Source organism: Bradyrhizobium sp. AUGA SZCCT0160 (assembly GCF_018130105.1).
GTDB lineage: Bacteria > Pseudomonadota > Alphaproteobacteria > Rhizobiales > Xanthobacteraceae > Bradyrhizobium.
Genome location: NZ_JAFCMD010000004.1, coordinates 293,773 through 314,628, shown reverse-complemented (window position 1 = coordinate 314,628; position 20,856 = coordinate 293,773). Strand labels below are relative to the sequence as shown.

At 62.6% G+C, this 20,856-nt stretch carries 16 protein-coding genes; 5 read left to right on the top strand and 11 right to left on the bottom strand.

Going from position 1 to position 20,856, the window contains the following annotated elements; translation table 11 throughout:
* The first annotated feature begins 6 nt into the window (after positions 1 to 6).
* On the top strand, positions 7 to 807 hold the full coding sequence (locus tag JQ558_RS09625; RefSeq protein ID WP_212209344.1) for an AMP nucleosidase: 801 nt from the start codon (positions 7 to 9) through the stop codon (positions 805 to 807).
* Between the two features lie 25 nt (positions 808 to 832).
* On the opposite strand, the gene JQ558_RS38105 is transcribed toward JQ558_RS09625, so the two are convergent.
* The 3 genes from JQ558_RS38105 to JQ558_RS09610 form a co-directional block, all read right to left on the bottom strand.
* Positions 833 to 2,194, bottom strand: coding sequence for a DUF1186 domain-containing protein (locus JQ558_RS38105; protein ID WP_212293492.1), 1,362 nt, complete (start codon positions 2,192 to 2,194; stop codon positions 833 to 835).
* 127 nt (positions 2,195 to 2,321) lie between these two features.
* Positions 2,322 to 3,989 carry a protein kinase domain-containing protein gene (locus tag JQ558_RS38100; protein WP_312014974.1) on the bottom strand — a complete coding sequence of 556 codons (1,668 nt, stop codon included), beginning with the start codon at positions 3,987 to 3,989 and terminating at the stop codon, positions 2,322 to 2,324.
* Positions 3,990 to 4,061: 72 nt separating this feature from the next.
* Positions 4,062 to 5,321 carry a NarK/NasA family nitrate transporter gene (locus tag JQ558_RS09610; RefSeq protein WP_212293491.1) on the bottom strand — a complete coding sequence of 420 codons (1,260 nt, stop codon included), beginning with the start codon at positions 5,319 to 5,321 and terminating at the stop codon, positions 4,062 to 4,064.
* Between the two features lie 507 nt (positions 5,322 to 5,828).
* Between JQ558_RS09610 and nirB the strand changes: the two genes are divergently transcribed.
* From nirB to JQ558_RS09590, 4 genes are all read left to right on the top strand, one after another.
* Positions 5,829 to 8,288 (top strand): nitrite reductase large subunit NirB, encoded by a 2,460-nt coding sequence (gene nirB / locus JQ558_RS09605; protein ID WP_212293490.1) that lies wholly within the window; start codon positions 5,829 to 5,831, stop codon positions 8,286 to 8,288.
* An 11-nt stretch (positions 8,289 to 8,299) separates the two neighbouring features.
* Positions 8,300 to 8,635: a nitrite reductase small subunit NirD gene (nirD, locus tag JQ558_RS09600; protein ID WP_212293489.1), complete on the top strand. Its 336-nt coding sequence runs from the start codon at positions 8,300 to 8,302 to the stop codon at positions 8,633 to 8,635.
* Positions 8,636 to 8,647: 12 nt separating this feature from the next.
* Complete coding sequence (locus tag JQ558_RS09595) at positions 8,648 to 11,308, top strand: nitrate reductase (protein ID WP_212293488.1); 2,661 nt, start codon at positions 8,648 to 8,650, stop codon at positions 11,306 to 11,308.
* Positions 11,309 to 11,551: 243 nt separating this feature from the next.
* Positions 11,552 to 12,811 (top strand): adenylate/guanylate cyclase domain-containing protein, encoded by a 1,260-nt coding sequence (locus JQ558_RS09590; RefSeq protein ID WP_212293487.1) that lies wholly within the window; start codon positions 11,552 to 11,554, stop codon positions 12,809 to 12,811.
* A 56-nt stretch (positions 12,812 to 12,867) separates the two neighbouring features.
* Here the strand turns inward: JQ558_RS09590 and JQ558_RS09585 are convergent, their stop codons facing one another.
* From JQ558_RS09585 to JQ558_RS09550, 8 genes are all read right to left on the bottom strand, one after another.
* Positions 12,868 to 13,293 carry a hypothetical protein gene (locus JQ558_RS09585; RefSeq protein WP_212293486.1) on the bottom strand — a complete coding sequence of 142 codons (426 nt, stop codon included), beginning with the start codon at positions 13,291 to 13,293 and terminating at the stop codon, positions 12,868 to 12,870.
* Positions 13,294 to 13,328: 35 nt separating this feature from the next.
* On the bottom strand, positions 13,329 to 13,550 hold the full coding sequence (locus tag JQ558_RS09580) for an antitoxin (RefSeq protein ID WP_212293485.1): 222 nt from the start codon (positions 13,548 to 13,550) through the stop codon (positions 13,329 to 13,331).
* A gap of 82 nt (positions 13,551 to 13,632) precedes the next feature.
* On the bottom strand, positions 13,633 to 14,604 hold the full coding sequence (locus JQ558_RS09575) for an ABC transporter ATP-binding protein (RefSeq protein WP_212209355.1): 972 nt from the start codon (positions 14,602 to 14,604) through the stop codon (positions 13,633 to 13,635).
* Entirely contained in the window at positions 14,601 to 15,638 is a 1,038-nt protein-coding gene (locus JQ558_RS09570) for an ABC transporter ATP-binding protein (RefSeq protein ID WP_212209356.1), read from the bottom strand. The genes JQ558_RS09575 and JQ558_RS09570 overlap by 4 nt, the downstream gene beginning before the upstream one ends.
* The gene (locus JQ558_RS09565) at positions 15,638 to 16,579 is read right to left on the bottom strand and encodes an ABC transporter permease (RefSeq protein WP_212209357.1); all 942 of its coding nucleotides are present in this window, start codon (positions 16,577 to 16,579) and stop codon (positions 15,638 to 15,640) included. The genes JQ558_RS09570 and JQ558_RS09565 overlap by 1 nt, the downstream gene beginning before the upstream one ends.
* Positions 16,545 to 17,504, bottom strand: a complete 960-nt coding sequence (locus tag JQ558_RS09560; RefSeq protein WP_212209358.1) for an ABC transporter permease — start codon at positions 17,502 to 17,504, stop codon at positions 16,545 to 16,547. The genes JQ558_RS09565 and JQ558_RS09560 overlap by 35 nt, the downstream gene beginning before the upstream one ends.
* Positions 17,505 to 17,561: 57 nt before the next feature.
* Complete coding sequence (locus tag JQ558_RS09555; protein ID WP_212293484.1) at positions 17,562 to 19,352, bottom strand: peptide ABC transporter substrate-binding protein; 1,791 nt, start codon at positions 19,350 to 19,352, stop codon at positions 17,562 to 17,564.
* 269 nt (positions 19,353 to 19,621) lie between these two features.
* On the bottom strand, positions 19,622 to 20,584 hold the full coding sequence (locus JQ558_RS09550; protein WP_249142405.1) for a hypothetical protein: 963 nt from the start codon (positions 20,582 to 20,584) through the stop codon (positions 19,622 to 19,624).
* Positions 20,585 to 20,856: the final 272 nt, after the last annotated feature.

Here is a 20,856-nt window from a genome sequence, read left to right as displayed (position 1 = left end):
AAGGCAATGCGAGACAAAAAGGACATCGTGGAGAACTGGCTGCCGCGTTACACCGGCACACAGCTTTCCGAATTCGGAGACTATGTTCTCCTGACCAATTTCGACAATTACGTCGAATGGTTCGCCGCTGGGAACGGCGTTCTGGTCAACGGCATCGATCGACCGATGCCCAACGCGACGGCCGACGGCATCACGCTGATCAACTTCGGCATGGGAAGCCCGAACGCCGCGACCGTGATGGATCTGCTCAGCGCCATCGCGCCGAAGGCCGTGTTGTTTCTCGGCAAGTGCGGCGGGCTGAAGCGCAAGAACCAGATCGGCGATTTGATTCTGCCGATCGCGGCGATCCGGGGCGAGGGCACATCGAACGATTATTTGCCGCCGGAGGTCCCCGCGCTGCCCGCGTTCGAGTTGCAACGCGCGGTATCGACGATGATCCGCGATCTCGGCCGCGACTATTGGACCGGCACCGTGTACACCACCAATCGTCGCGTTTGGGAACATGATGACCGCTTCAAGGAAATCTTGCGCCGGACGCGAAGCATGGCGATCGATATGGAGACGGCGACGATCTTCGCGGCAGGATTCGCCAACCATATTTCGACCGGCGCGCTGCTTCTGGTGTCCGATCAGCCGATGATACCCGAAGGTGTGAAGACCGAGGCGTCGGACCGGACGGTGACCGAGAACTATGTCGAGATCCACATCAGGATCGGGATCGAAGCGCTGAAGCTGGTGCGCCGCCGCGGCCGCAGCGTCAAGCATTTGCGCTTCGAAGACGATTTCGACCGCGGGATCGAGACGTGACAAGGTATAGCGTCGGCTAGGAATATCACCCGGAGCGCAGCCAGCTTTCGGCCGTCAGCTTTTCAAGCTCGGAAAAATAAGGGCCCGTGACGTCGCGGTCGGACTGTTGCTCGGGCCGCCGAGCCTGCGCGTCTGCTTCGCGCAACTGCTCCGTGATATGAAAGGTAAGGACTGAGGCGATCGCATGGATCGCCTCGTGACGATCGAGTCCCTCGGTCATCAGCCGCAGCAGGGTGCGGCGGACCGGCAATCGATCTCCTTCCGCGATCTGGTTCTCGACGACCACGTGCATTGCCGCATGCGCTGCTGCGCGCTCCACCTTAATACCGGCGCGCCGGTGGTAGTGCTCGATCATGTCAAGACGTCGTTGCTCGTCGGTCGCGAGCCAGTCGCCTGGATCAGGCTCGACCAGCGGGTCGTAGTCCCGAAGCCGGGCTTCGACGTCGTCGAATTCATACACCTCGTCGATGTCGAAGGGATCGTCGATGTCGAAAGGATCGCCCGGCGATGCGATTTGCGGCAGTCTCGCCTTGTCGATACAGCACTTCTTGAATTTCTTGCCGCTGCCACAGGGGCAGGGATCGTTGCGCCCGACATTGCGGAACGGGTTGTGCGCCGGCATCGCCGGCCACGGATCGAGGCTCGGGTCGTCAGCGATCTGATCCTGATATTCCTCCGGATTGACTATCTCCCAGCCCGATAATTCCTCGATGACATCACCGAACGGCTCGTACTCCCTGCGCCGCCACGGCTGAAGCGGGCCGCCGGCGCAGGCCTCCTTCAAATCATCCTCGAAATCCTTCAAATCCTTCAACATCGGGTCATTGAAGCCGAGCCGGAATATCTCGCGCACCAGAGGCTCGAGTTCGACCAACCCCAGCACTGCGATCGTGCCCTGCCAGCCGTCCCATACGGCACACACATCCCGAGGCTGCAAATCGTCGAAGGCCGACCGCAAGAAATCGGCGACCGCAGCCCGGTCGAGTTCGCCGCGAAAAACCAGTATCACGAGGGCGTCGAGGGCACTCCAGCGCACGAACTCGTCCGCCTTGGGATCTCGAATGATGTCGTAGATCGGACCTGGATCGCCATCGAAAACACTTGCCAGTACCTTGTGACTGGTCGCCGTCGTGGCATCGCCGAGAATCAATTCGACGTCCGGCCGGCGCAAAAAGCGCGCGATCGTGAGATACGCTGATTTCTCCCGCCGCTGGCCAAGAAGATGGAACGCGATGAAGAGGCCGTTCTCCTCGACTTCGCTCTTCGGTTCGCATCTGTCGATGGCGTCCAGCAGCAGCGGCGCCACGGTGGACCGATCGGCGGTCGCCGCACGGATCGCCTCGGTCGGCAGGCCCTCGCCGGAACCCAATTGCTCAAGGATTTGCACGGAACGGTCTCGCTTGTGTATCCAATGTCAGGGCAAGTTTGCAGCCCTTATCATAGCCGTCAGAAATACCGGCAGTAAACGGCGCTTTGCCACGCGTCGGGGTTCCGGCGGATGCCGTCGCTGAGGGTCAGCGCCACGCCAGAAGTATCGCGACCAGGATGACGAGGCCCGCCGACAATACTTTCCAGAACACCAGCGGGTTGCGCTCATAGAGCGCTCGCCGCTTCTCGGCGGCGGGCTTCGCCCACATGGCGCCGTTTTCCAGTTCGTGGGCGAATTCGATGACGTCGCCGAAGCGCTGCGTGGGATCGACGGCGAGCGCCTTGCCGATCACAGCATCGAGCCAGGCCGGCAAGTCGGGGCGGTAACGCGACAACGAAACCGGTTTGCCGAAGCGTGGCCGCGAAAACGGTTCGATCTCGCCATAGGGGTAGGCGATGCTGAACATTCGGTAGACCGTCACGCCCAGCGCATAGAGATCGGAAAACTCGTCGCCTGCGCGCCCGCCAAAGAGCTCGGGCGCCATGTAACTCGCCGTGCCGGGAATGTCCTGGGCGGGGAAGTCCTCGAGCAGCGGCACCCGGGCGACGCCGAGATCGACCAGCCGCAATCCGCCGGCCGTCAGCAGGATGACGTTATCAGGCTTGATGTCGCGATGAATGATGCCGGCGCGATGCAAGGTCGCTATCGCGCGCGCCAGCTTGGTGGCGATGCCGATGCCTTCGGTGAGCGAGAGCTGCGGCGAGCGGTTCAGGCGATGTTCGAGCGTTTCGCCCTCGTACAGCGGCATCACCGAATACAGCCGCGTCTGGCGCCCGGCGGGAACCTCGATGATTTCGCCGATCCACAGGCTCCTGACGCGGGCCGCCACCCATGCTTCGCGCACGAAGGCGAGACGATAGGAACCTTCGCTGGCGACGCGCGGATGCGGAAACTTCAGCACCAGTTTGCGGTTCTGCCGCTTGTCGGTGGCGACGAACAGCCGGCTATAGCGGCCGTCGGACAGCACCTCCTGGAGAACGAAATCGTCGATGGTCTCACCCGACGATGGCAGCTCCAGGATGGGAAGGGTTTCGATGGCGTGGGTGAGTTCGTTGCGGTCGGCCGGCGGCAGGTCGATGACGTCGAGCACCAGCGCGGTCATGTTGTCGCTGCTGCCGGCGGCCAGCGCCACGTCCACCAGCTTGCGCGCGGTTTCCTCAGGTGAAGCGCGCTCGTCGAGCAGGACCTGCAGGCGGCCGTCGTCGAGGACACCGTGAATGCCGTCGCTGCAGATCAGCAGTCGATCATGTTGCCGCAGGCCGACCGCGGCATAGTCGACGCGCGCGAAATCCTCGAAGCCGATGGCGCGGTTGAGCACGTGGGCGAGGTCGCCGCGTCCGGCGACGTGATCCTTGGTCAGCCGCTCGAGGCGGCCCTCGCTCAAACGGTAGGCGCGTGTGTCGCCGATGTGGACGATATGACAGGTGCGGCGCGACAGGATGATCGACGAGAACGCGCAGCTCATCCCGCTGAGCCTGGAGTCGACGCGGCCCTGCGCATGGATCCAGCTGTTGGCGGCCTCCAGCGCCCGCGAGGCGATGCGCCGGACGCCAAGCGTTTCGGGAAGCGAATAGTAGGCGTCGAGAAAACAACGCACGGTCAGTTCGGCGGCTTCCCGTCCGCCCTTGTGGCCTCCGACGCCATCCGCCACCGCGGCAACGATGTCGCGGTTGAATGCGCCGGTCTGGCCGAGGCAGGCCGCGACGTAGTCTTCGTTGGTCGCCCGCTTGCCGGTCTCGCTGACGAAACCCACGCGAACCTGAAGATTCCTCTGCGAACCGATCGTCACGTCAGCGACCTGCCAAGCCCTTGGAAGCGCGCGTCGTCAGACCCGCGCCCCCGAAACCGCGCCCCATGTCGTGCGCCAGCGGACCTTGACCATGGCAAGTCCGATAAAGCCAAGCAATGCCAGCGCCCCGAAAAACACGAAGCCGGCCCCGAAGCCGCCGGTTGCGGCCTTGGCCGTGCCGAGCGCCTGAGCCAGGAAAAAGCCGCCGACGCCTCCGGCGCAGCCGACCAGACCGGTCATCAGGCCGATGTCCTGACGGAAGCGGAGCGGGATCAGTTGAAACACCGCGCCGTTGCCCATGCCGAGCGCCAGCGTGCCGACCGAGAACAGCAGCACCGACATCCACGCGATGCGCGGCATCTGCAGCAGCGACCAGCCCGCCGCTGATGGCGCCGCCGGCCCTTCCGGCATGAAGGCGATGACGAGATAAGCCGCGATGACAACCGCGAACAGCACCGACAGCGAGCGGATGCCGCCGATGCGGTCGGCAATCAGCCCGCCGACCGGGCGGAAGCCGGAGCCAAAGGCGACGATCAGCGAGACCAGCAGACCCGCCGCCACGCCGGACACATGATACTGCACGGTGAAATACAGCGGCAGCGCGTTGGCGAGGCCAACGAAGCCGCCAAAAGTGATGAAGTAGAAGAACATGAACCAGCGGCTATCAGGATCGCGTAGCAGCGTGGCATAGGCCTTCAGCGAGATCGGCTTGCGTTCGCCCGGCGCATCCTTGGCCGCGAAGACGTAATACGCGAGCACCAGCACCATCGGAATCAGCAGGAACCCGAACACGGCCTGCCAGCCGAAATGTTCGGCGATCGTCGGTGCGAGCATCGTATCGATGACGACGCCCATATTGCCGGCGCCTGCGATGCCCATCACCACGCCCTGATATTGCGGCGGATACCATCGGCTCGCCTGCGGCAGGGCGACGGCAAAGGACGCGCCGCCAATGCCGAGCACCAGGCCGAAGATGATGATCGCCGTCTTGCTGTCGAGTCCGTACCGCCATACCCAGGCCGTCGCCGTGGTAACGATGAGCTGTGCGATGATGCCGGTTCGCTTGGCGCCGATGATGTCAGCGAGGATACCCATCGGGACGCGCAGCAGCGCGCCGGCCAGCACCGGAATCGCGACCAGGGTGAACTTCTCGCTGACCGCGAGGTTCATGTCGTGCGCGATGTAGACCATCAGCGGGCCGAGCGCGACCCAGGCCATGAAACTGATGTCGAAGTAAAGAAACGCCGCCAGCAGCGTCGGCCAATGGCCAGCCTTCTTGAACTCAGCAAACTTCATTGCGACAGCCTCGCGATCATGCGGCCGAGCATGCGCACAGGTGCGGCGGGTCTCGGCACATCTGATGGAATGTGGTGAAAGCGAGAGCCATACTCGTCATTGAGACGGTCTCGATTGGTTCTAAAGGCAGCAATAACCGTGCCATTCGATCGCGAGCGGCACTTTGCCTTTAATCGCAACGCGTTGACCGCTATTCCACCGACAGGGAAGAAAACCCGACTTGCTGCAGCGGGCAGCATCCCGCGCCACTCAAACGCGCAAGGTGGTGCTTTTTTGTGCGGTGCGCACAAGCGCCCGAATTCGCGGCAGTCCGTAAAGCTATTGATATTGCTTGCGGAATCGCTGTGCCAAAGTTGGCACGCGTTTTGTATTGAAGGAAATATCGATCGTCATTGATGATGGTCACTGCCCGCGGATGGGCTCCTCAAAACTCCCAATCTCTCTTCCACCGATCGACGACGCATGTCGCGTCGACGCGCGGTGTCGTCGGAATGCGAAAGGCAGATCATGCTCGAGAAAGTAAGCAGGCAGAAGCTGGTGGTGATCGGCAACGGCATGGCCGGCATCCGCACAGTGGAGACGCTGCTGGAGCGTGCGCCCGATCTCTACGACATCACGGTGTTCGGTTCCGAGCCTTACGGCAATTACAATCGTATCCTGCTCTCGCCGGTTCTCTCCGGCGAGAAGTCCGTCGACGACATCATGCTCAATACCGAGCAATGGTACGACGACAACGGCATCACGCTGCGCAAGGGCGAGACGATCGTGATGATCGACCGGCGCACTTGCGAAGTCGTCACCGCCACGGGCGCGCGCGTCGCTTATGATCGGCTGCTGATCGCGACCGGCTCCAACCCGATCATGTTGCCGCTTCCGGGCAAGGATCTTCCGGGCGTCATCGGCTTTCGGGATATCCAGGACGTCGAGCGCATGGTTGAAGCCTCGACGAGCCATCCAAACGCCGTCGTGATCGGCGGCGGCCTGCTCGGCCTCGAGGCCGCCAACGGGTTGATGAAGCGCGGCATGAACGTCACCGTCGTGCATCTGCTCGACTGCCTGATGGAACGCCAGCTCGATCCCGTTGCCAGCGGAATGTTGCGCAAGTCGCTGGAAGAGCGTGGCATGGTGTTCAAGATGCCGGCGCAGACGCAGGCGATCCTGGGCGAGGACCGCGTCACGGGCGTGCGCTTTGCCGATGGCGTGGAGCTTCCTGCCGACCTGGTCGTGATGGCCGTCGGCATCCGCCCGAACATCGAACTCGCGCAGAAGGCGGGTATCCATTGCGAGCGCGGCATTGTCGTTTCCGACACCATGCAGACCTATGACGGGCGCATCTATGCGGTCGGCGAATGCGTGCAGCACCGTCGCCAGACCTACGGTCTGGTCGCGCCGCTGTTCGATCAGGCCAAGGTCTGCGCCAATCAGCTCGCCATGAAAGGCTTTGCCAGCTACTCGGGCTCGGTGGTCTCGACCAAGCTGAAGGTGACGGGCATCGACCTGTTCTCCGCCGGCGATTTTGCGCCCGGCGTCGACAAGGAAGAAGTCGTGATGCAGGACGCCGCGCGCGGCGTCTACAAGCGGATCGTTCTGCGCGACAAGAAAATCGTCGGCGCCGTGCTTTACGGCGATACGGTCGACGGGCCCTGGTATTTCCAGCACCTGCGCGACGGCACCGACATCTCGCAGATGCGCGAGCGCCTGGTATTCGGCGCGGCCAATCTCGGCGACGGCGGTCACGCCGGCCAGAATTCGGTCGCCGCCATGGGCGACGAGGCGGAGATCTGCGGGTGCAACGGCGTCTGCAAGGGCACCATCGTCAAGGCGATCGTCGATAAGAAGCTGTTCACCATCGACGACGTGCGCGCCCACACCAAGGCGTCGTCATCGTGCGGCTCTTGTACCGGCCTCGTCGAGCAAGTGCTCGCGTTCACGCTCGGTGGCGACTACTCGACGGCGCCGAAGGTCAAGCCGATGTGCAAGTGCACCGATCACAGCCATGACGACGCGCGCCGCGTCATCGTCGAGCAGCAGCTGAAGACCATTCCCGACGTCATGAAGTTCATGGATTGGAAGACCGCCAACGGCTGCCATTCCTGCCGGCCGGCGCTGAACTATTACTTGCTCGCCACCTGGCCCGGCGAATATCGCGACGACCAGCAGTCGCGCTACATCAACGAACGCGTCCATGCCAACATCCAGAAGGACGGCACCTATTCGGTGGTGCCACGGATGTGGGGCGGCGTGACCACGCCGGATGAATTACGGGCCATTGCCGACGTCGCCGACAAGTTCAAGATTCCGACCGTCAAGGTCACCGGCGGCCAGCGCATCGATCTGCTCGGCGTCAAGAAGGAGGATCTGCCCGCGGTCTGGGCCGACCTCAACGACGCCGGCATGGTGTCGGGCCATGCCTATGCCAAGGGGCTGCGCACGGTGAAGACCTGCGTCGGCTCGGAATGGTGCCGCTTCGGCACCCAGGACTCGACCGGGCTCGGCATCAAGATCGAAAGATTCATGTGGGGGTCGTGGGCCCCGGCCAAGGTGAAGATGGCGGTATCGGGTTGTCCGCGCAACTGCGCCGAATCGACTTGCAAGGATGTCGGCGTGATTTGCGTCGATTCCGGATACGAGATCCATTTCGCGGGCGCTGCCGGCCTTCACATCAAGGGAACCGAATTCCTCGCCAAGGTGGCGACCGAGGAGGAGACGCTGGAGTTGATCGCGGCACTGACGCAGCTCTATCGCGAGCAGGGCTGGTATCTGGAGCGGATTTACAAGTGGTGCGATCGTGTCGGTCTCGATGCCATCCGCAAGCAGGTGGTCGATGACCTCACCAACCGCAAAGCGCTGTACGACCGCTTCGTGTATTCGCAGCAGTTCTCGCAAAGCGATCCATGGGCGGAACGCGCCCAACGCGGTGTCGATCGCAACGAGTTCGCGCCGATGGCGGAGCTGGAACTCGCATGACCGGAGCTCGCATGACACGGTGGATTGAAATCGGAGCCCTGGACCAGATTCCGCGCCTCGGCGCCCGCGTGGTGCGCACGGCGTCGGGAAACATCGCGGTATTCCGGACCGAAGACGACGAGGTATTCGCGCTCGACGACCGCTGCCCGCACAAGGGCGGACCGTTGTCGCAAGGCATCGTGCACAACAAGCGCGTCACCTGTCCGCTGCACAATTTTGTCATCGAGCTTGCGAACGGCGCGGCGGTCGCTCCTGACGAGGGATGCGCGCACTCGTATCCGGCCAAGGTGGAGAACGGCACCGTGTGGCTGTCCGTTCGTGAGGTAGTCACCGCTTCCGCTGATTGAGGGTAACGACGCGTGCCAGTCAAGACGACATGTCCCTATTGCGGTGTCGGCTGCGGCGTCGTGGCCGACAGGGACCAGGCCGGGGCGGTCACGGTTCGGGGGGATCCGGTGCATCCGGCAAACTTCGGGCGGCTGTGCGCGAAGGGATCGGCGCTGGCTGAAACCATCGATCTGGAAGGACGCCTGCTCGAGCCGATGGTCGACGGCCGCGCTGCGACCTGGGATGCCGCGCTCGGCCATGTTGCCGATGGATTCAGCAAGGCGATCCGGGAGCACGGGCCTGACGCGGTGGCGTTCTACGTCTCGGGCCAGCTGCTCACCGAGGACTACTACGTCGTCAACAAGCTCGCGAAGGGCTTTGTCGGCACCGCCAATATCGATACCAATTCGCGGCTGTGCATGGCCTCCAGCGTGGTCGGTCACAAGCGCGCCTTCGGCAGCGACACCGTTCCGGGGTGTTACGAAGACCTGGAACTGGCCGACCTGCTGGTCCTGGTCGGATCCAATGCGGCCTGGTGTCATCCCATCCTGCACCAGCGCATGCTGGCGGCGAAGGCGAAAAATCCCGCTTGCCGCATCGTCGTCATCGACCCGCGCCGGACGGCGACCTGCGAGGGCGCCGATCTGCATCTGCCGGTTCGTTCGGGCAGCGACTCCGTTTTGTTCAACGGATTGCTGGCCTATCTTGCGAAGAACAAGGCGGCCGATGGCGCGTTCGTCGGCGATTTCACCACCGGCGCCGAGGCGGCGCTGGCGCAAGTCGCCGGCCAGACCGTGGCGCACACGGCCGATGTCTGCGGGCTGACGGGCGGTGCAGTCGAGCAGTTTTTCAGCTGGTTCGCCAAGACCGAGCGTGTCGTCACGCTCTACTCGCAGGGCATCAACCAGTCGAGCAGCGGCGTCGACAAGGTCAATGCGATCATCAACTGCCATTTGCTGACCGGGCGGATCGGAAAACCCGGCATGGGGCCGTTCTCGCTGACCGGCCAGCCCAATGCGATGGGCGGACGCGAAGTCGGTGGCCTCGCCAATCAGCTCGCCGCCCATATGGAGATCGAGAACCCCCGCCATCGCGAACTCGTGCAGCGGTTCTGGCGCTCGCCCGTCATCGCCGACAAGACCGGGCTCAAGGCGGTCGAGATGTTCGACGCGATGGCCGCCGGCCGCATCAAGGCGGTCTGGATCATGTCCACCAATCCGCTGGTCAGCCTGCCGGATGCAACTCGCGCTCGCGCCGCGCTGGATGCCTGCGATCTCGTCGTGGTGTCGGATTGCATGCGGCATACCGACACCACGCGTCACGGCGATGTGCTGCTGCCCGCGACGGCATGGGGCGAAAAGGACGGCACGGTCACCAATTCCGAGCGCCGCATCTCCCGGCAACGGCCGTTCATGCCGGCGCCCGGCGCCGCGCGTCCGGATTGGCGGATCATCTGCGATGTCGCCCGCCGCATGGGATTTTCAGGCTTCGACTATACCAGCGTCGCCGAGATCTTTCGGGAGCATGCCAGCCTGTCGGGCTTTGAGAATAATGGCGGGCGGGACTTCGATCTCTCGGCCCTGAGCACGCTCGATGATCGCGCTTACGAAACGCTCGCTCCGGTACAATGGCCGGTGACGCGGGATTATCCGACCGGCACGGCGCGGCTGTTCGAGTCCGGAAGCTTTTTCACCCCCGATCGCAAGGCGCGCTTTGTTCCGGTCGTGCCGCGACCGCCCAAGAACCCGACCAGCCGCGAGCATCCTCTGGTCCTCAACACAGGCCGGATTCGCGATCAGTGGCATACGATGACGCGGACCGGGAAAGCGCCGCGACTGATGATGCACATGTTCGAACCCTGTGCGGAATTCCACCCCGAGGATGCGCGCAAGGCCGGTATCGAAGATGGCGCGCTCGCCCGGCTGACCAGTCCCTGGGGCCAGATGGTGGCGCGCGTGACCGTCACCACCGAACAGCGGCGCGGCTGCGTGTTCGTGCCGATGCACTGGAATGGCGAGTATGCCGGCGACGGCCTGATCAACGCGCTGGTCAATCCCGCGACCGACCCGATATCCGGACAGCCGGAATCCAAGCATACGCCCGTGAAGGCCGAGCCCTATCTGCCGAAATGGCATGCCTTTATTCTCAGCCGTTACGAGATCGAGCGCCCGGAGCAGGGCTACTGGGTTTCCGGACGGGCGGGCATGTGCTGGCGCATGGAGCTGGCGATCGAGGAACGGCCGGCGAGCTGGCGCGATTGGGCGCGCGCGCAGCTCCGCGCCGAGCAGGCGGACATCGAATGGCTCGCCTATCGCGATCCGAGCATCGGCCGGTATCGCTATGCGAGCATTCGCGACGGGCGGTTGGAGGGATGCATCTTCATCGCCTCGGACCACAGGCTGGTTTCGCGTTCATGGCTGACCAATTTGTTCGCGGAAAACACGCTCTCGCCAAAGGCGCGGATGTCGCTGCTCACAGGGCAGCCGCTGGAAGCCGGCGAAGATATCGGGCCGATCGTCTGTTCGTGCTTCGGCATCGGGCAACGGCAAATCTCGGCCGAGATCAACAAAGGCGCGCGAAATGTCGAAGCCATTGGTCAACGATTAAAAGCCGGCACCAATTGCGGGGCGTGCAAGCCGGAGATCGGCAAGCTACTCAATGGCGCGCCTGTGCCAAAACCCCTGCCGGCGTAAGTTTTCCGATTCCCGGCCTATTTGCCGGGCCATTCTGCCGGCGATGTCGGCCACGCGTTCCCACTGTACTCTTCCCATCGCTCGTCTTTCAGCCCCCACTGTGCTAATTTGAGCCGACAGCATGGCTCCAGGAACTTTCTGACGCCTAGCCGTGTTCGTCTCTCACGACGGAAAGATGCGGCTATGTAACGGCTCGTGTATCGCGACCAGACTTGATGACCCTGCTAACGCGAAGGGCTTGTCATGAACCAAATGCTTCCAGCCAACGAGCCCGGACGCCTTGTCGCGCTAGCGAATTACGCGATCCTCGACACGCTTCCAGAACCTGGATTCGACGAAATCACCGAACTGGCGGCGCAGATCTGCGGCAGCCCCGCCGCCCTGGTCAGCTTCGTCGACGCATCGCGGCAATGGATCAAGGCGAAATACGGCCCACTTCCCGCAGAGCTTTCCGAATGCCCGCGCGAAATTTCGATTTGCACGGCCACGATCTGCAACAACGACATCCTCTACGTTCCCGACCTGATAAAGGATCAAAGGTTCAATACCAGCCCGCTTGTGACGGGCGATATGCACATTCGCTTCTACTGCGGCGTTCCTCTCATCACGCAGGATGGTCATGCCCTGGGCACCTTGTGCGTGATCGACTTCGAGCCGCGAGAAATGACCTTCGAGCAGCAGGAGGCGCTCAGACGATTGGCACGGCAGACCATGGTTCACCTCGAATTGCGCCGGCAATTGCTCGTGCGCAACGAGATGCTGCGTGAGTTGGAGCGTGCGCGCGACCACGCAATTGTCGGCAAGGCCGAATCGGACAAGCTGCTGCTGAACATCCTGCCGTCATCGATCGCAGCCGAGCTCAAGGCAAATGACCGCGTTCAGCCGCGCTTCTTCGACTCTGCGACGGTGATCCTGATCGATTTCACCGGCTTCACCCGGCTGGTCGAAACCATGGAGCCGGCGAGCGTCATTGACCAGCTCGACCAGCACTTCACCGTGTTCGACGACATCATGGCCAAGCATCGCCTCGAAAAACTCAAGACGATCGGAGACGCCTATCTCGCGGTTGGCGGCGTGCCGGAGCCCAATCGCTCGCACGCCATCGATGCCGCGTTGGCGGCGCTGCAGGTCATCGATCATTTGGCCAGGATCAATCGGCAACGCGAGAAGCTGCACCTGCCGGCGTGGCAGGTGAGGATTGGAATCAATACCGGTCCAGTCATTGCCGGCGTCGTCGGAAAACACAAATTCACCTACGACATCTGGGGCAATACCGTGAACATAGCCCAGCGCGTCGAAGCCGCCGGCATTCCCGGTCGTATCAGTATCGCCGAATCGACCTGGCAGCACATCAAGACGCGATTCGAAACCGACGCCCGTGGCGCCGTCGAAGTGAAGCACCAGGGGTTGGTGAATATGTACTACCTCAACCGCATCAGGCCCGAATTTTCCGCTGATCCAGCCGGGATAATGCCAAACGAGCGCTTCTGGAAACAGGAATGAGCGAGCGCTTTGCGCCGCCGCCGCCCGAAAAGGGTGATGCACTGCGTTGCGCGGCGTCAGCCGGTGATTTCAATGGAGTTGATCTCGCACCATTCGCGCAACGCGCGCGCAGTGGCTTTCGATTCGAAATCATACCAGCGCTCAAGCACATTCCTGCGGATCAGCAGCGCCCGAAATTTCTTGTAGGCACCACGCCTGCTGAACATATATCTGACCTCGTCGAAGTCATCAGACAGAAATTCACGCGCAAAATTCAGCGCCATGGGTTTGCCGAGATCGAGCTCCCGTTTGTCGGGGATTGCGATGTATTTCTCGTCGTCCTCGATGTCGTCGGGTAACTCGTCGTTGAATTCATCGTGATCGGAAAAATCGGAATGCCAGAGGATCTTGCCCGTCCGTCTGCACAGGAAGGCCTGATGCAGGCCGGTCCCGCTGCTTACGTATTCGTATGCGAGAAGTAATTCCTGAAAATCGACGGGCATGGGTCCGCCTTCTCAAGCAAGCCAGTTTTCCACGTTCAGGCCACGGGTACATCGTCGATTTCAGGCAACGCCCCGTCAAGCGGCTTCATCGCCTTGAGCAAGGCGATCAGTCCGCGTTTGCGCACTGGCCCGATCACCAAGCGGTTGCCGTCGCGATGCATGATAGCTTCGTCGCCTGGCAATTCGAACTCCACAGGAATGCGGACCGCCTGGCTGCGGCCATTGCGAAACAGTCTGACGCGCCTCTGCTCAGGCATGGGCTCATCTCCAAGGCATATGCTATAGACATCGGCCAAAACCTGTCTGATCACAAGAGGCGCCTGATCCTTCGCGCCCTTGTCAGCGGAAGTGGCAGGCGACCCAGTGGCCGTCGGCGCTTTGCTTGAGCGGCGGAGCCTCGCTCTTGCATAGCGGAAACTGCGCGATCGGGCACCTTGTGTGAAAGTGACAGCCGGTCGGCGGAGAAATCGGGTTCGGCACTTCGCCCGACAGCCGGACGCGCTGCCGCTTCACTTTCGGATCCGGTATCGGCACCGCCGACAGCAGCGCTTCGGTGTAGGGATGTCGCGGCGAGGCATACAGCTCGTGGGCCGACGCCATCTCGACGATGCGCCCGAGATACATCACCGCGATGCGCTTGGAGATATGCTCGACGACCGCGAGATCATGGGCGATGAAGAGATAGGCGAGCCCGAACTTCTCCTGCAAATCTTCCAGCAGGTTGATGACCTGGGCCTGGATCGAAACGTCCAGCGCCGACACCGGCTCGTCGCAGATGATCAGCTTGGGCTCGACCGCGAGCGCCCGCGCGATGCCGATGCGCTGGCGCTGGCCGCCGGAGAATTCGTTCGGATAGCGGCCCATATGGTCCGCGCGCAGGCCGACGGTTTCCAGCAAATCCACCACGCGCTCTTCGAACTGCTGTTTGGTTTTGGTCAATTGGTGGATGATCAGCGCTTCGCCGACGATCGCGCCCACATTCATGCGCGGATTGAGCGACGCATAGGGGTCCTGAAAGATGATCTGAATGTCGCGGCGCAGGATCCGAAGGTCGTCGGCCTTGAGCGAGCGGACATCCTTGCCGTCGAAATGGATTTCGCCCGAACTCGGCTCGATCAAACGAAGCACGCAGCGGCCGGTGGTCGACTTGCCGCAGCCGGATTCGCCGACCAGGCCCAGCGTCTCGCCGCGATCGACGTGAAAATCGACGCCGTCGACGGCATGAACGCTGGCAGTGTGACCGCCGAACAACCCGCCCTTGAGCGGAAACTCCTTGGTCAGCTTTGCGACTTTGAGCAGCGGCTCGCTCATTGAACCACCGTCGCTTCGGCGTGGATGCAGGCCACCTTGTGGCCGGGTTCGAGCTCGCGCAAGGCAGGCTGCGCGCGCACGCATTCATCGGTCGCAAAACCGCAGCGCGGCGCGAAGCGGCAGCCCCCGGGCGGGTTGATCAGTTTAGGCACCGTGCCGGCGATGGTCTGCAGCCGGGCCTTGCGGCCGCCGCCCCGGTCGACGCGCGGGATCGAACGGATCAGGCCCTGCGTATAGGGATGGCGGGGGTTGGCAAACAGCTGTTCGACCGCGGCTTCCTCCACCACTTTGCCCGCATACATCACCACCACGCGCTGGGCGACTTCGGCGACGACGCCCATGGCGTGAGTGATCAGCATGATCGACATGCCGAGGCGCGATTTCATGTCCTGCAGCAGATCGAGGATCTGCGCCTGGATCGTGACATCGAGCGCCGTGGTCGGCTCGTCCGCGATCAGCAGCTTCGGACCGCACGACAGCGCCATCGCGATCATCACGCGCTGCCGCATGCCGCCGGAGAACTGGTGCGGGTAGTCATTGACGCGGCGCGCCGGGTTCGGGATCTGGACCAGCGCCAGCATGTCGATGGTCCGCTCCAGCACGGCGCGGCGCCCTAAGCCCTCATGCAGGGCGATCACTTCGCCGATCTGGTCGCCGATGGTGTAGACCGGATTGAGCGAGGTCATCGGCTCCTGGAACACGATGGCGATTTCCTTGGCGCGAATCTGGTTCAGCTCGTCCGCCGCCATCGGCACCAGGTCGCGGCCCTGCCACAGGATCTGCCCGCCGGCGATCCGTCCAGGCGGCATTGCGATCAGCTTGAGCACGGAAAGCGCCGTGACCGTCTTGCCGCACCCGGATTCGCCGACCACGCAGACGGTTTCCCCGCGCCGGACGGCGATGTCGACGCCGTCGACCGCCTGCACGATGCCGTCATCCGTCGAAAAATGTGTCTTCAAGCCCCGGATGTCGAGCAAGGGCGCTTCGCCGGTCCGTGCTGCAGGCACGTTCGCGGTATCCTCCGGACGCAACATCACATGACTCTCCGGGGGTCGAGCGCGTCGCGCAATCCGTCGCCGATGAAATTGATGGTGAGCACGGTCAGGAAAATCGCGGCGCCGGCGAACAGCGCCCAGTGCGGCGCGATGTCGAGATAATCCTTGGCGTCGAACAACAGCCGTCCCCAGGTCGGGATGTCAGGCGGAAACCCGAGGCCGAGAAACGACAGCGTCGATTCCGCGATGATGGCCGCCGCAACGTCGATGGTGCCGGCCACGATGACCGGTCCGAGCGAATTCGGCAGGATATGCCTGATCACCAGCCGCGGCGTGGTGGCGCCGAGCGCGCGCGCCGCCTCGACGAATTCCTTTTCGCGCAAGGACAAGAACTGCGCGCGCACCAAACGCGCCACCGGCATCCAGCGAAACGCGCCGATCACCAGCACGATCAGGATGAAGACGCCGCCTTCGGCGCCGACCCAGTTCTTGAGGAAATCCCGGAACAGATAGATCACCAATAGCAGCAGCGGCAGCTGCGGCAACGCCAGGAACAGGTCGGTGATCCACATCAGTGCGGCGTCGACGCTGCCGCGGGAGATGCCCGAGATCGCCCCGATCAGGACGCCGACGATGATGGCGACCGCCATCGCCGCGAACCCTACCGCCAGCGAAATGCGTCCGCCGTACAGCATGCGCGCCAGCAGGTCCTGGCCGAGATCGTCGGTGCCGAACGGGTGCTCCCACGACGGCGGACTCAGCCGCGCCGTGAAATCGATTTCGTTGATCGGCATCCGCCAGATCAGCGGCCCGAACAGGACAGCCGCGGTCAGCAACGTCAAAATCGCGATGCTCGCGACCGCCATGCGATGGCGGCGAAATTTTCGCCAGGCGTCAAAGCCGGGCGAGATGTGGCGCGGGCGTCCCTCAAGCGGAACGACGACGTCAGCGATAGGAGATGCGTGGGTCGAGCCAGCCATAGATGATATCGGCCAAAAGGTTGAAGACGACGACGAGACAGGCGAACACGAAGGTCACCGCCATGATGACCGGCGTGTCGTTGGCGAGGATGGCGCTGATCAGCAGTGAACCAATGCCGGGGATGCGGAAGATCTGTTCGGTGACGATGGCGCCGCCGAACACGGCCGGCATTTGCAGCGCGACCAGCGTCACCACGGGAATCAAGGCGTTGCGCACCACGTGCTTGATGACGACCTTGCCTTCATTGAGGCCCTTCGAGCGTGCCGTCGTGACATAGTCGAGCCGGATGACGTCGAGCACCGCCGAGCGTACGTAACGGGTGTAGGAGGCGGCTTGAAACAGTCCGAGCACCGCGATCGGCATGATGGCCTGCTTGAAATATTCCCAGGCCCATTGCCAGCCGCTGCCTGGTATGTCGGCGCGATACACGAACGGCAGCCAGCCGAGATTGACGCTGAAAACCAGGATCAGCAGCAAGCCCGTGAAGAACGTCGGCAGCGAGAAGCCGACGAACGCAAAGGTGTTGGCGATCTGGTCGAAGATCGAATAGGGCCGCATCGCCGCATAGACGCCGACCGGCAGCGCCACCGCCAACGCCAGGATCTGCGACGAGCCGACCACAAACAGTGTGGTCGGCACGCGTTGCAGGATCAGCTGGTCGACGTCGATGCGGCTGGCGAACGAAAAGCCCCAGTCGCCCTGCAGCATCGCCGCGAGCCAGCGCAGGTAGCGAATCATAATGGGATCGTCGATGCCGAATTTCACCCGCAACGCCGCGGCCACCTCGGGCGGAATATTGCTGTTGGTAGCCAGTTCGCCGAACGGATCTCCCGGCGCCAGCGCGAGCAGCACAAACAGAATGAGGCTGATGCCGAGCAGGCTGGGAAGGGCGATAGTCAGGCGTCTGAGAATGTACTTTCCCATCGTTCGTCCTGCTGCCGCCCGTTCAGTTTTTGCGCATCACGAATCTCACGTCTGATCTCACGCTTCCCGGTACCAGTTTGCAAGTTGCCACAGGTCGTTGTCCCAGCCGCTGAAATGCGCAGTCACGCCGCCTTTTACCGCCGAGACCCTCGACCGGGCGGCGACCGGCTGGATGTAATTGTCGCCGACCACCATGTCGTTGAGCTTGATGTACATCGCCGCCCGCTTCACGGCGTCGAGCTCCTGCTCGGCCTGCTTGTAAAGCTCGTCGTACTCCTTGTTTTGCCAGCGCGAGATGTTACGCCCTTGCCACTTGTTCTCCTTGTTCGCAATCTGCCATGACACATACTGGTTCATGAACAGCTGCGGGTCGGGTTGCGGCATGGTGGTGTTGTACATCTGCGCGTCGCAATAGAAATGCGGGTAGGTGTCGGGATTGGCGGTGTCGGAGGAGAAGAACACCGATCCGACCACCGACTTCAGCTCGACGTCGATGCCGGCCTTCTGGCACGCCTGCTTGACAATGGCCTGCGTCTTCTGCCGGGGCGCGTTGATCGAGGTCTGGTACACGAACTTCAACGCCTTGCCGTCCTTGGCGCGAATGCCGTCGGCGCCCTTCTTCCAGCCGGCCGCCTCCAGGATCGCGTTGGCTTTCTCGATGTTGAATTCGAACTTGGTGTTTTTCGACCGGAAGCGTTCCGGATTGTTGAGGAAGTTCGCGGTGGCGGTAGCGGTCCGGCCGTAGATGAACTTCTCGATCGAGGTGCGATCGATCAGGAGGCCGATGGCCTGGCGCACGGCCGGGTCGCTGAACAGCGGATGTTTGGTCTTGACGCTGGCGCGCTCGCCGTCCACCTCGGTCCATGGATCGGTCGCGTTGAGCATGATGAACTCGACGTTGCCGCTCGGCGTAATGGTCACTTTGCCTTTGCCCGCCGCCTCCAGCCTGAGCAGGATTTCGTCTTCCACCTGCATGTTCCAGGCGTAATCATATTCGCCGGTCTGCAGCACCGCGCGCGCGGCCGACACGGCATCGCCGCCGCCCTTGACTTCCAGCGTATCGAACTGCGGTCGATTGGCGACGTGGTAGTCGGGATTGCGCTTGGCCACCACCACATCGCCCGGCTTGAAATCGACGAACATATAAGCGCCGGTGCCCACCGGTTTCAGATTGGCCGGCGCGTCGCGTGACTTGGCGCCGATATAATCGGCAAACACGTGTTTTGGCAGGATCGGGCCGTAGTTGCCGACAAAGGCATCGGCCCAATACGGCGTCGGCTTGGCGAACACGACGCGAACGGTGAAATCGTCGATCTTTTCAACCTTGACGTCCTTGTAGCTCGCGATCGAGACCGCGGCGGTCTCCGGGTTTCGCGCGTACTCCCAGGTGAAGACCACGTCATCAGCCGTGAACGGCTTTCCGTCATGCCATTTGACGCCGCGCTTCAACTTCCACACCACCGAGCGGCCGTCTTCGGCGAGCCCGTCGTTTTCCTTGCTCGGAATTTCGGCGGCGAGCGCCGGAACCAGATTGCCTTCGGCGTCCCATCCGGCCAGCGGCTCGTAAAAGATTCGGGAGCCTTCCTGGTCCTTGGTCCCTATGGCGAAATGCGGGTTAAGCAGGGTCACCGCTTGCCAATAGAGCAGCTTCAGCACACCGCCGCCGCCGGCCTTGGTCGGCTTGTAGGGGAACGTGGTCTGGGCCATCGCCACCCCGGATTGGGCCAGCATCATGCCGGCCATCGGCGCGGTCAGGCCGACGGCGATCATCTGCTGGACAAAGGACCGCCGCGACAAGCGTCCGGTCTTGACGTCTGCAATGAGATCTCGAAGTTCCCGTTCTTGCATCGGATTGACTCCTCGGCTGGTGCTGAATGCCTGACTTGCGCCCCCCTGGCGCCCCTGCCGCCGCAGGGGGGTGGACCAAATGATTGGACCACCAAGGAAATGGATCAGGTTAGTACCAGACTGTCAAAGCAGGAACTGGGCCACGCTTCGCCAAAACCGTCTTGACCAAAAGTCCGGCTTGACCCGGCTGACCAAGCGACCGGTTCGCCAGGAGACCGGCTATCCGGACTGCAGCCACGCAAGTTCGTTGGGAAAAGCGGCGTCCGCGACTAATTGCGGTGGTGCACCATGACGGGATCAAGCCCGGCAATGACCGCCGGCGCCTGCGACGAAATGCTCGCGGTCGACGGCAAGCTGGCGACGGGGGCCGGGGTGCGATGGCGCGGCAGATGATCCTCGAGCGAATAGAACACGCACAGCGCCAGGCTCGACCAGACCGCCAGGCTGAAATACAGCGACATCCAGGCAATCTCTTCCTTCCACTCGGCAATGTCGTGCGTCACGATCCAGCGCGTGCGCACGTCGCGCAGACCCTCGAGCGGATGCAGCAGCGGATTGCCGTCGGCGACATCGGCCCGCCACCGGTTCAGATACATCGGGACGTCGACGGTCATCAGGAACGCCAGATAGAATGCGATCCCGACGATGGTGACGACCAGGATCGCGCGCACCGCGCCGTCGAATTCCGGCAGCAGGCGGCAGAGGCCGACGCCGATGATGAAGAAGACGACGGCCCAGATCGAATTCTCGATGGCGTTATTCAGATATTTGGTGGTCAGCACCGCGTGCCATGAGTAGCACTCCGCGATCACGATCAGCGGCACGATCACCCAGGCGGCGTTCACGGTGGTGTCGGCTCCCGTCATGGTGCCGAGCTGATGCAGAATGATCGCCCACTGCGCCGCGAAGGCGATCTCGGCCACGGTCGCGACCGAGCGGCCGACGAACACGCTCGACAGCCAGGTGTCGAACAGGCAGATCCGCTGCACGTCGGCGCGCGGCAGGATCGAGCGGAAGGCGCAGCCGAACACATAGGCCGCGCTGAGCGCGAGCATCAACTCCACGCCGGACGCGCTGGCTGGACTTCCAATCGGCTGTCCGTGGAGCTGGCGGTACAGCACGAACCAAACCGCGATATTGGCGCCGCTGACCAGCGTCAGCATGCCCCACCACCGGATCACCGGGTTAGACCAGGCCAGGGAGGCTGGTTGCGCACGCCATTCCAAGCTCATTTACCGCTCCGCATTAATCGAACTGACATCTGATTGTTTTACTTCTGTCATAAATTGCAGCGAATCACGACAAAAATATGCGTGCGGCAGGAGTCTTGCGGGGTGATGCTGAGCGCGTTGCGTTCTGCGCTTGCGCGAGCGGCGCTGTCATAAAACTGTCATCAAATATTTTGGTCGCGATCAAATTTGTCGCCGTGGTTATTCGTCAAACCGAATACGGCAGGAGCGTTCTTGACCAGACGCTAGCCGCTGGCAGGCCCGAAAGCCGGAGC

Excerpts from the sequence above, each read along its gene's own strand:
- JQ558_RS09580 (WP_212293485.1), bottom strand. The coding sequence starts at position 13,550 with ATGCCTGAGCAGAGGCGCGTCAGACTGTTTCGCAATGGCCGCAGCCAG.
- nirB (WP_212293490.1), top strand. The coding sequence starts at position 5,829 with ATGCTCGAGAAAGTAAGCAGGCAGAAGCTGGTGGTGATCGGCAACGGC.
- JQ558_RS09590 (WP_212293487.1), top strand. The coding sequence starts at position 11,552 with ATGAACCAAATGCTTCCAGCCAACGAGCCCGGACGCCTTGTCGCGCTA.
- JQ558_RS09560 (WP_212209358.1), bottom strand. The coding sequence starts at position 17,504 with ATGGGAAAGTACATTCTCAGACGCCTGACTATCGCCCTTCCCAGCCTG.
- JQ558_RS09555 (WP_212293484.1), bottom strand. The coding sequence starts at position 19,352 with ATGCAAGAACGGGAACTTCGAGATCTCATTGCAGACGTCAAGACCGGA.
- JQ558_RS09610 (WP_212293491.1), bottom strand. The coding sequence starts at position 5,321 with ATGAAGTTTGCTGAGTTCAAGAAGGCTGGCCATTGGCCGACGCTGCTG.
- JQ558_RS09565 (WP_212209357.1), bottom strand. The coding sequence starts at position 16,579 with ATGGCTGGCTCGACCCACGCATCTCCTATCGCTGACGTCGTCGTTCCG.
- JQ558_RS09585 (WP_212293486.1), bottom strand. The coding sequence starts at position 13,293 with ATGCCCGTCGATTTTCAGGAATTACTTCTCGCATACGAATACGTAAGC.
- nirD (WP_212293489.1), top strand. The coding sequence starts at position 8,300 with ATGACACGGTGGATTGAAATCGGAGCCCTGGACCAGATTCCGCGCCTC.
- JQ558_RS09570 (WP_212209356.1), bottom strand. The coding sequence starts at position 15,638 with ATGTTGCGTCCGGAGGATACCGCGAACGTGCCTGCAGCACGGACCGGC.
- JQ558_RS09575 (WP_212209355.1), bottom strand. The coding sequence starts at position 14,604 with ATGAGCGAGCCGCTGCTCAAAGTCGCAAAGCTGACCAAGGAGTTTCCG.
- JQ558_RS09625 (WP_212209344.1), top strand. The coding sequence starts at position 7 with ATGCGAGACAAAAAGGACATCGTGGAGAACTGGCTGCCGCGTTACACC.
- JQ558_RS09550 (WP_249142405.1), bottom strand. The coding sequence starts at position 20,584 with ATGAGCTTGGAATGGCGTGCGCAACCAGCCTCCCTGGCCTGGTCTAAC.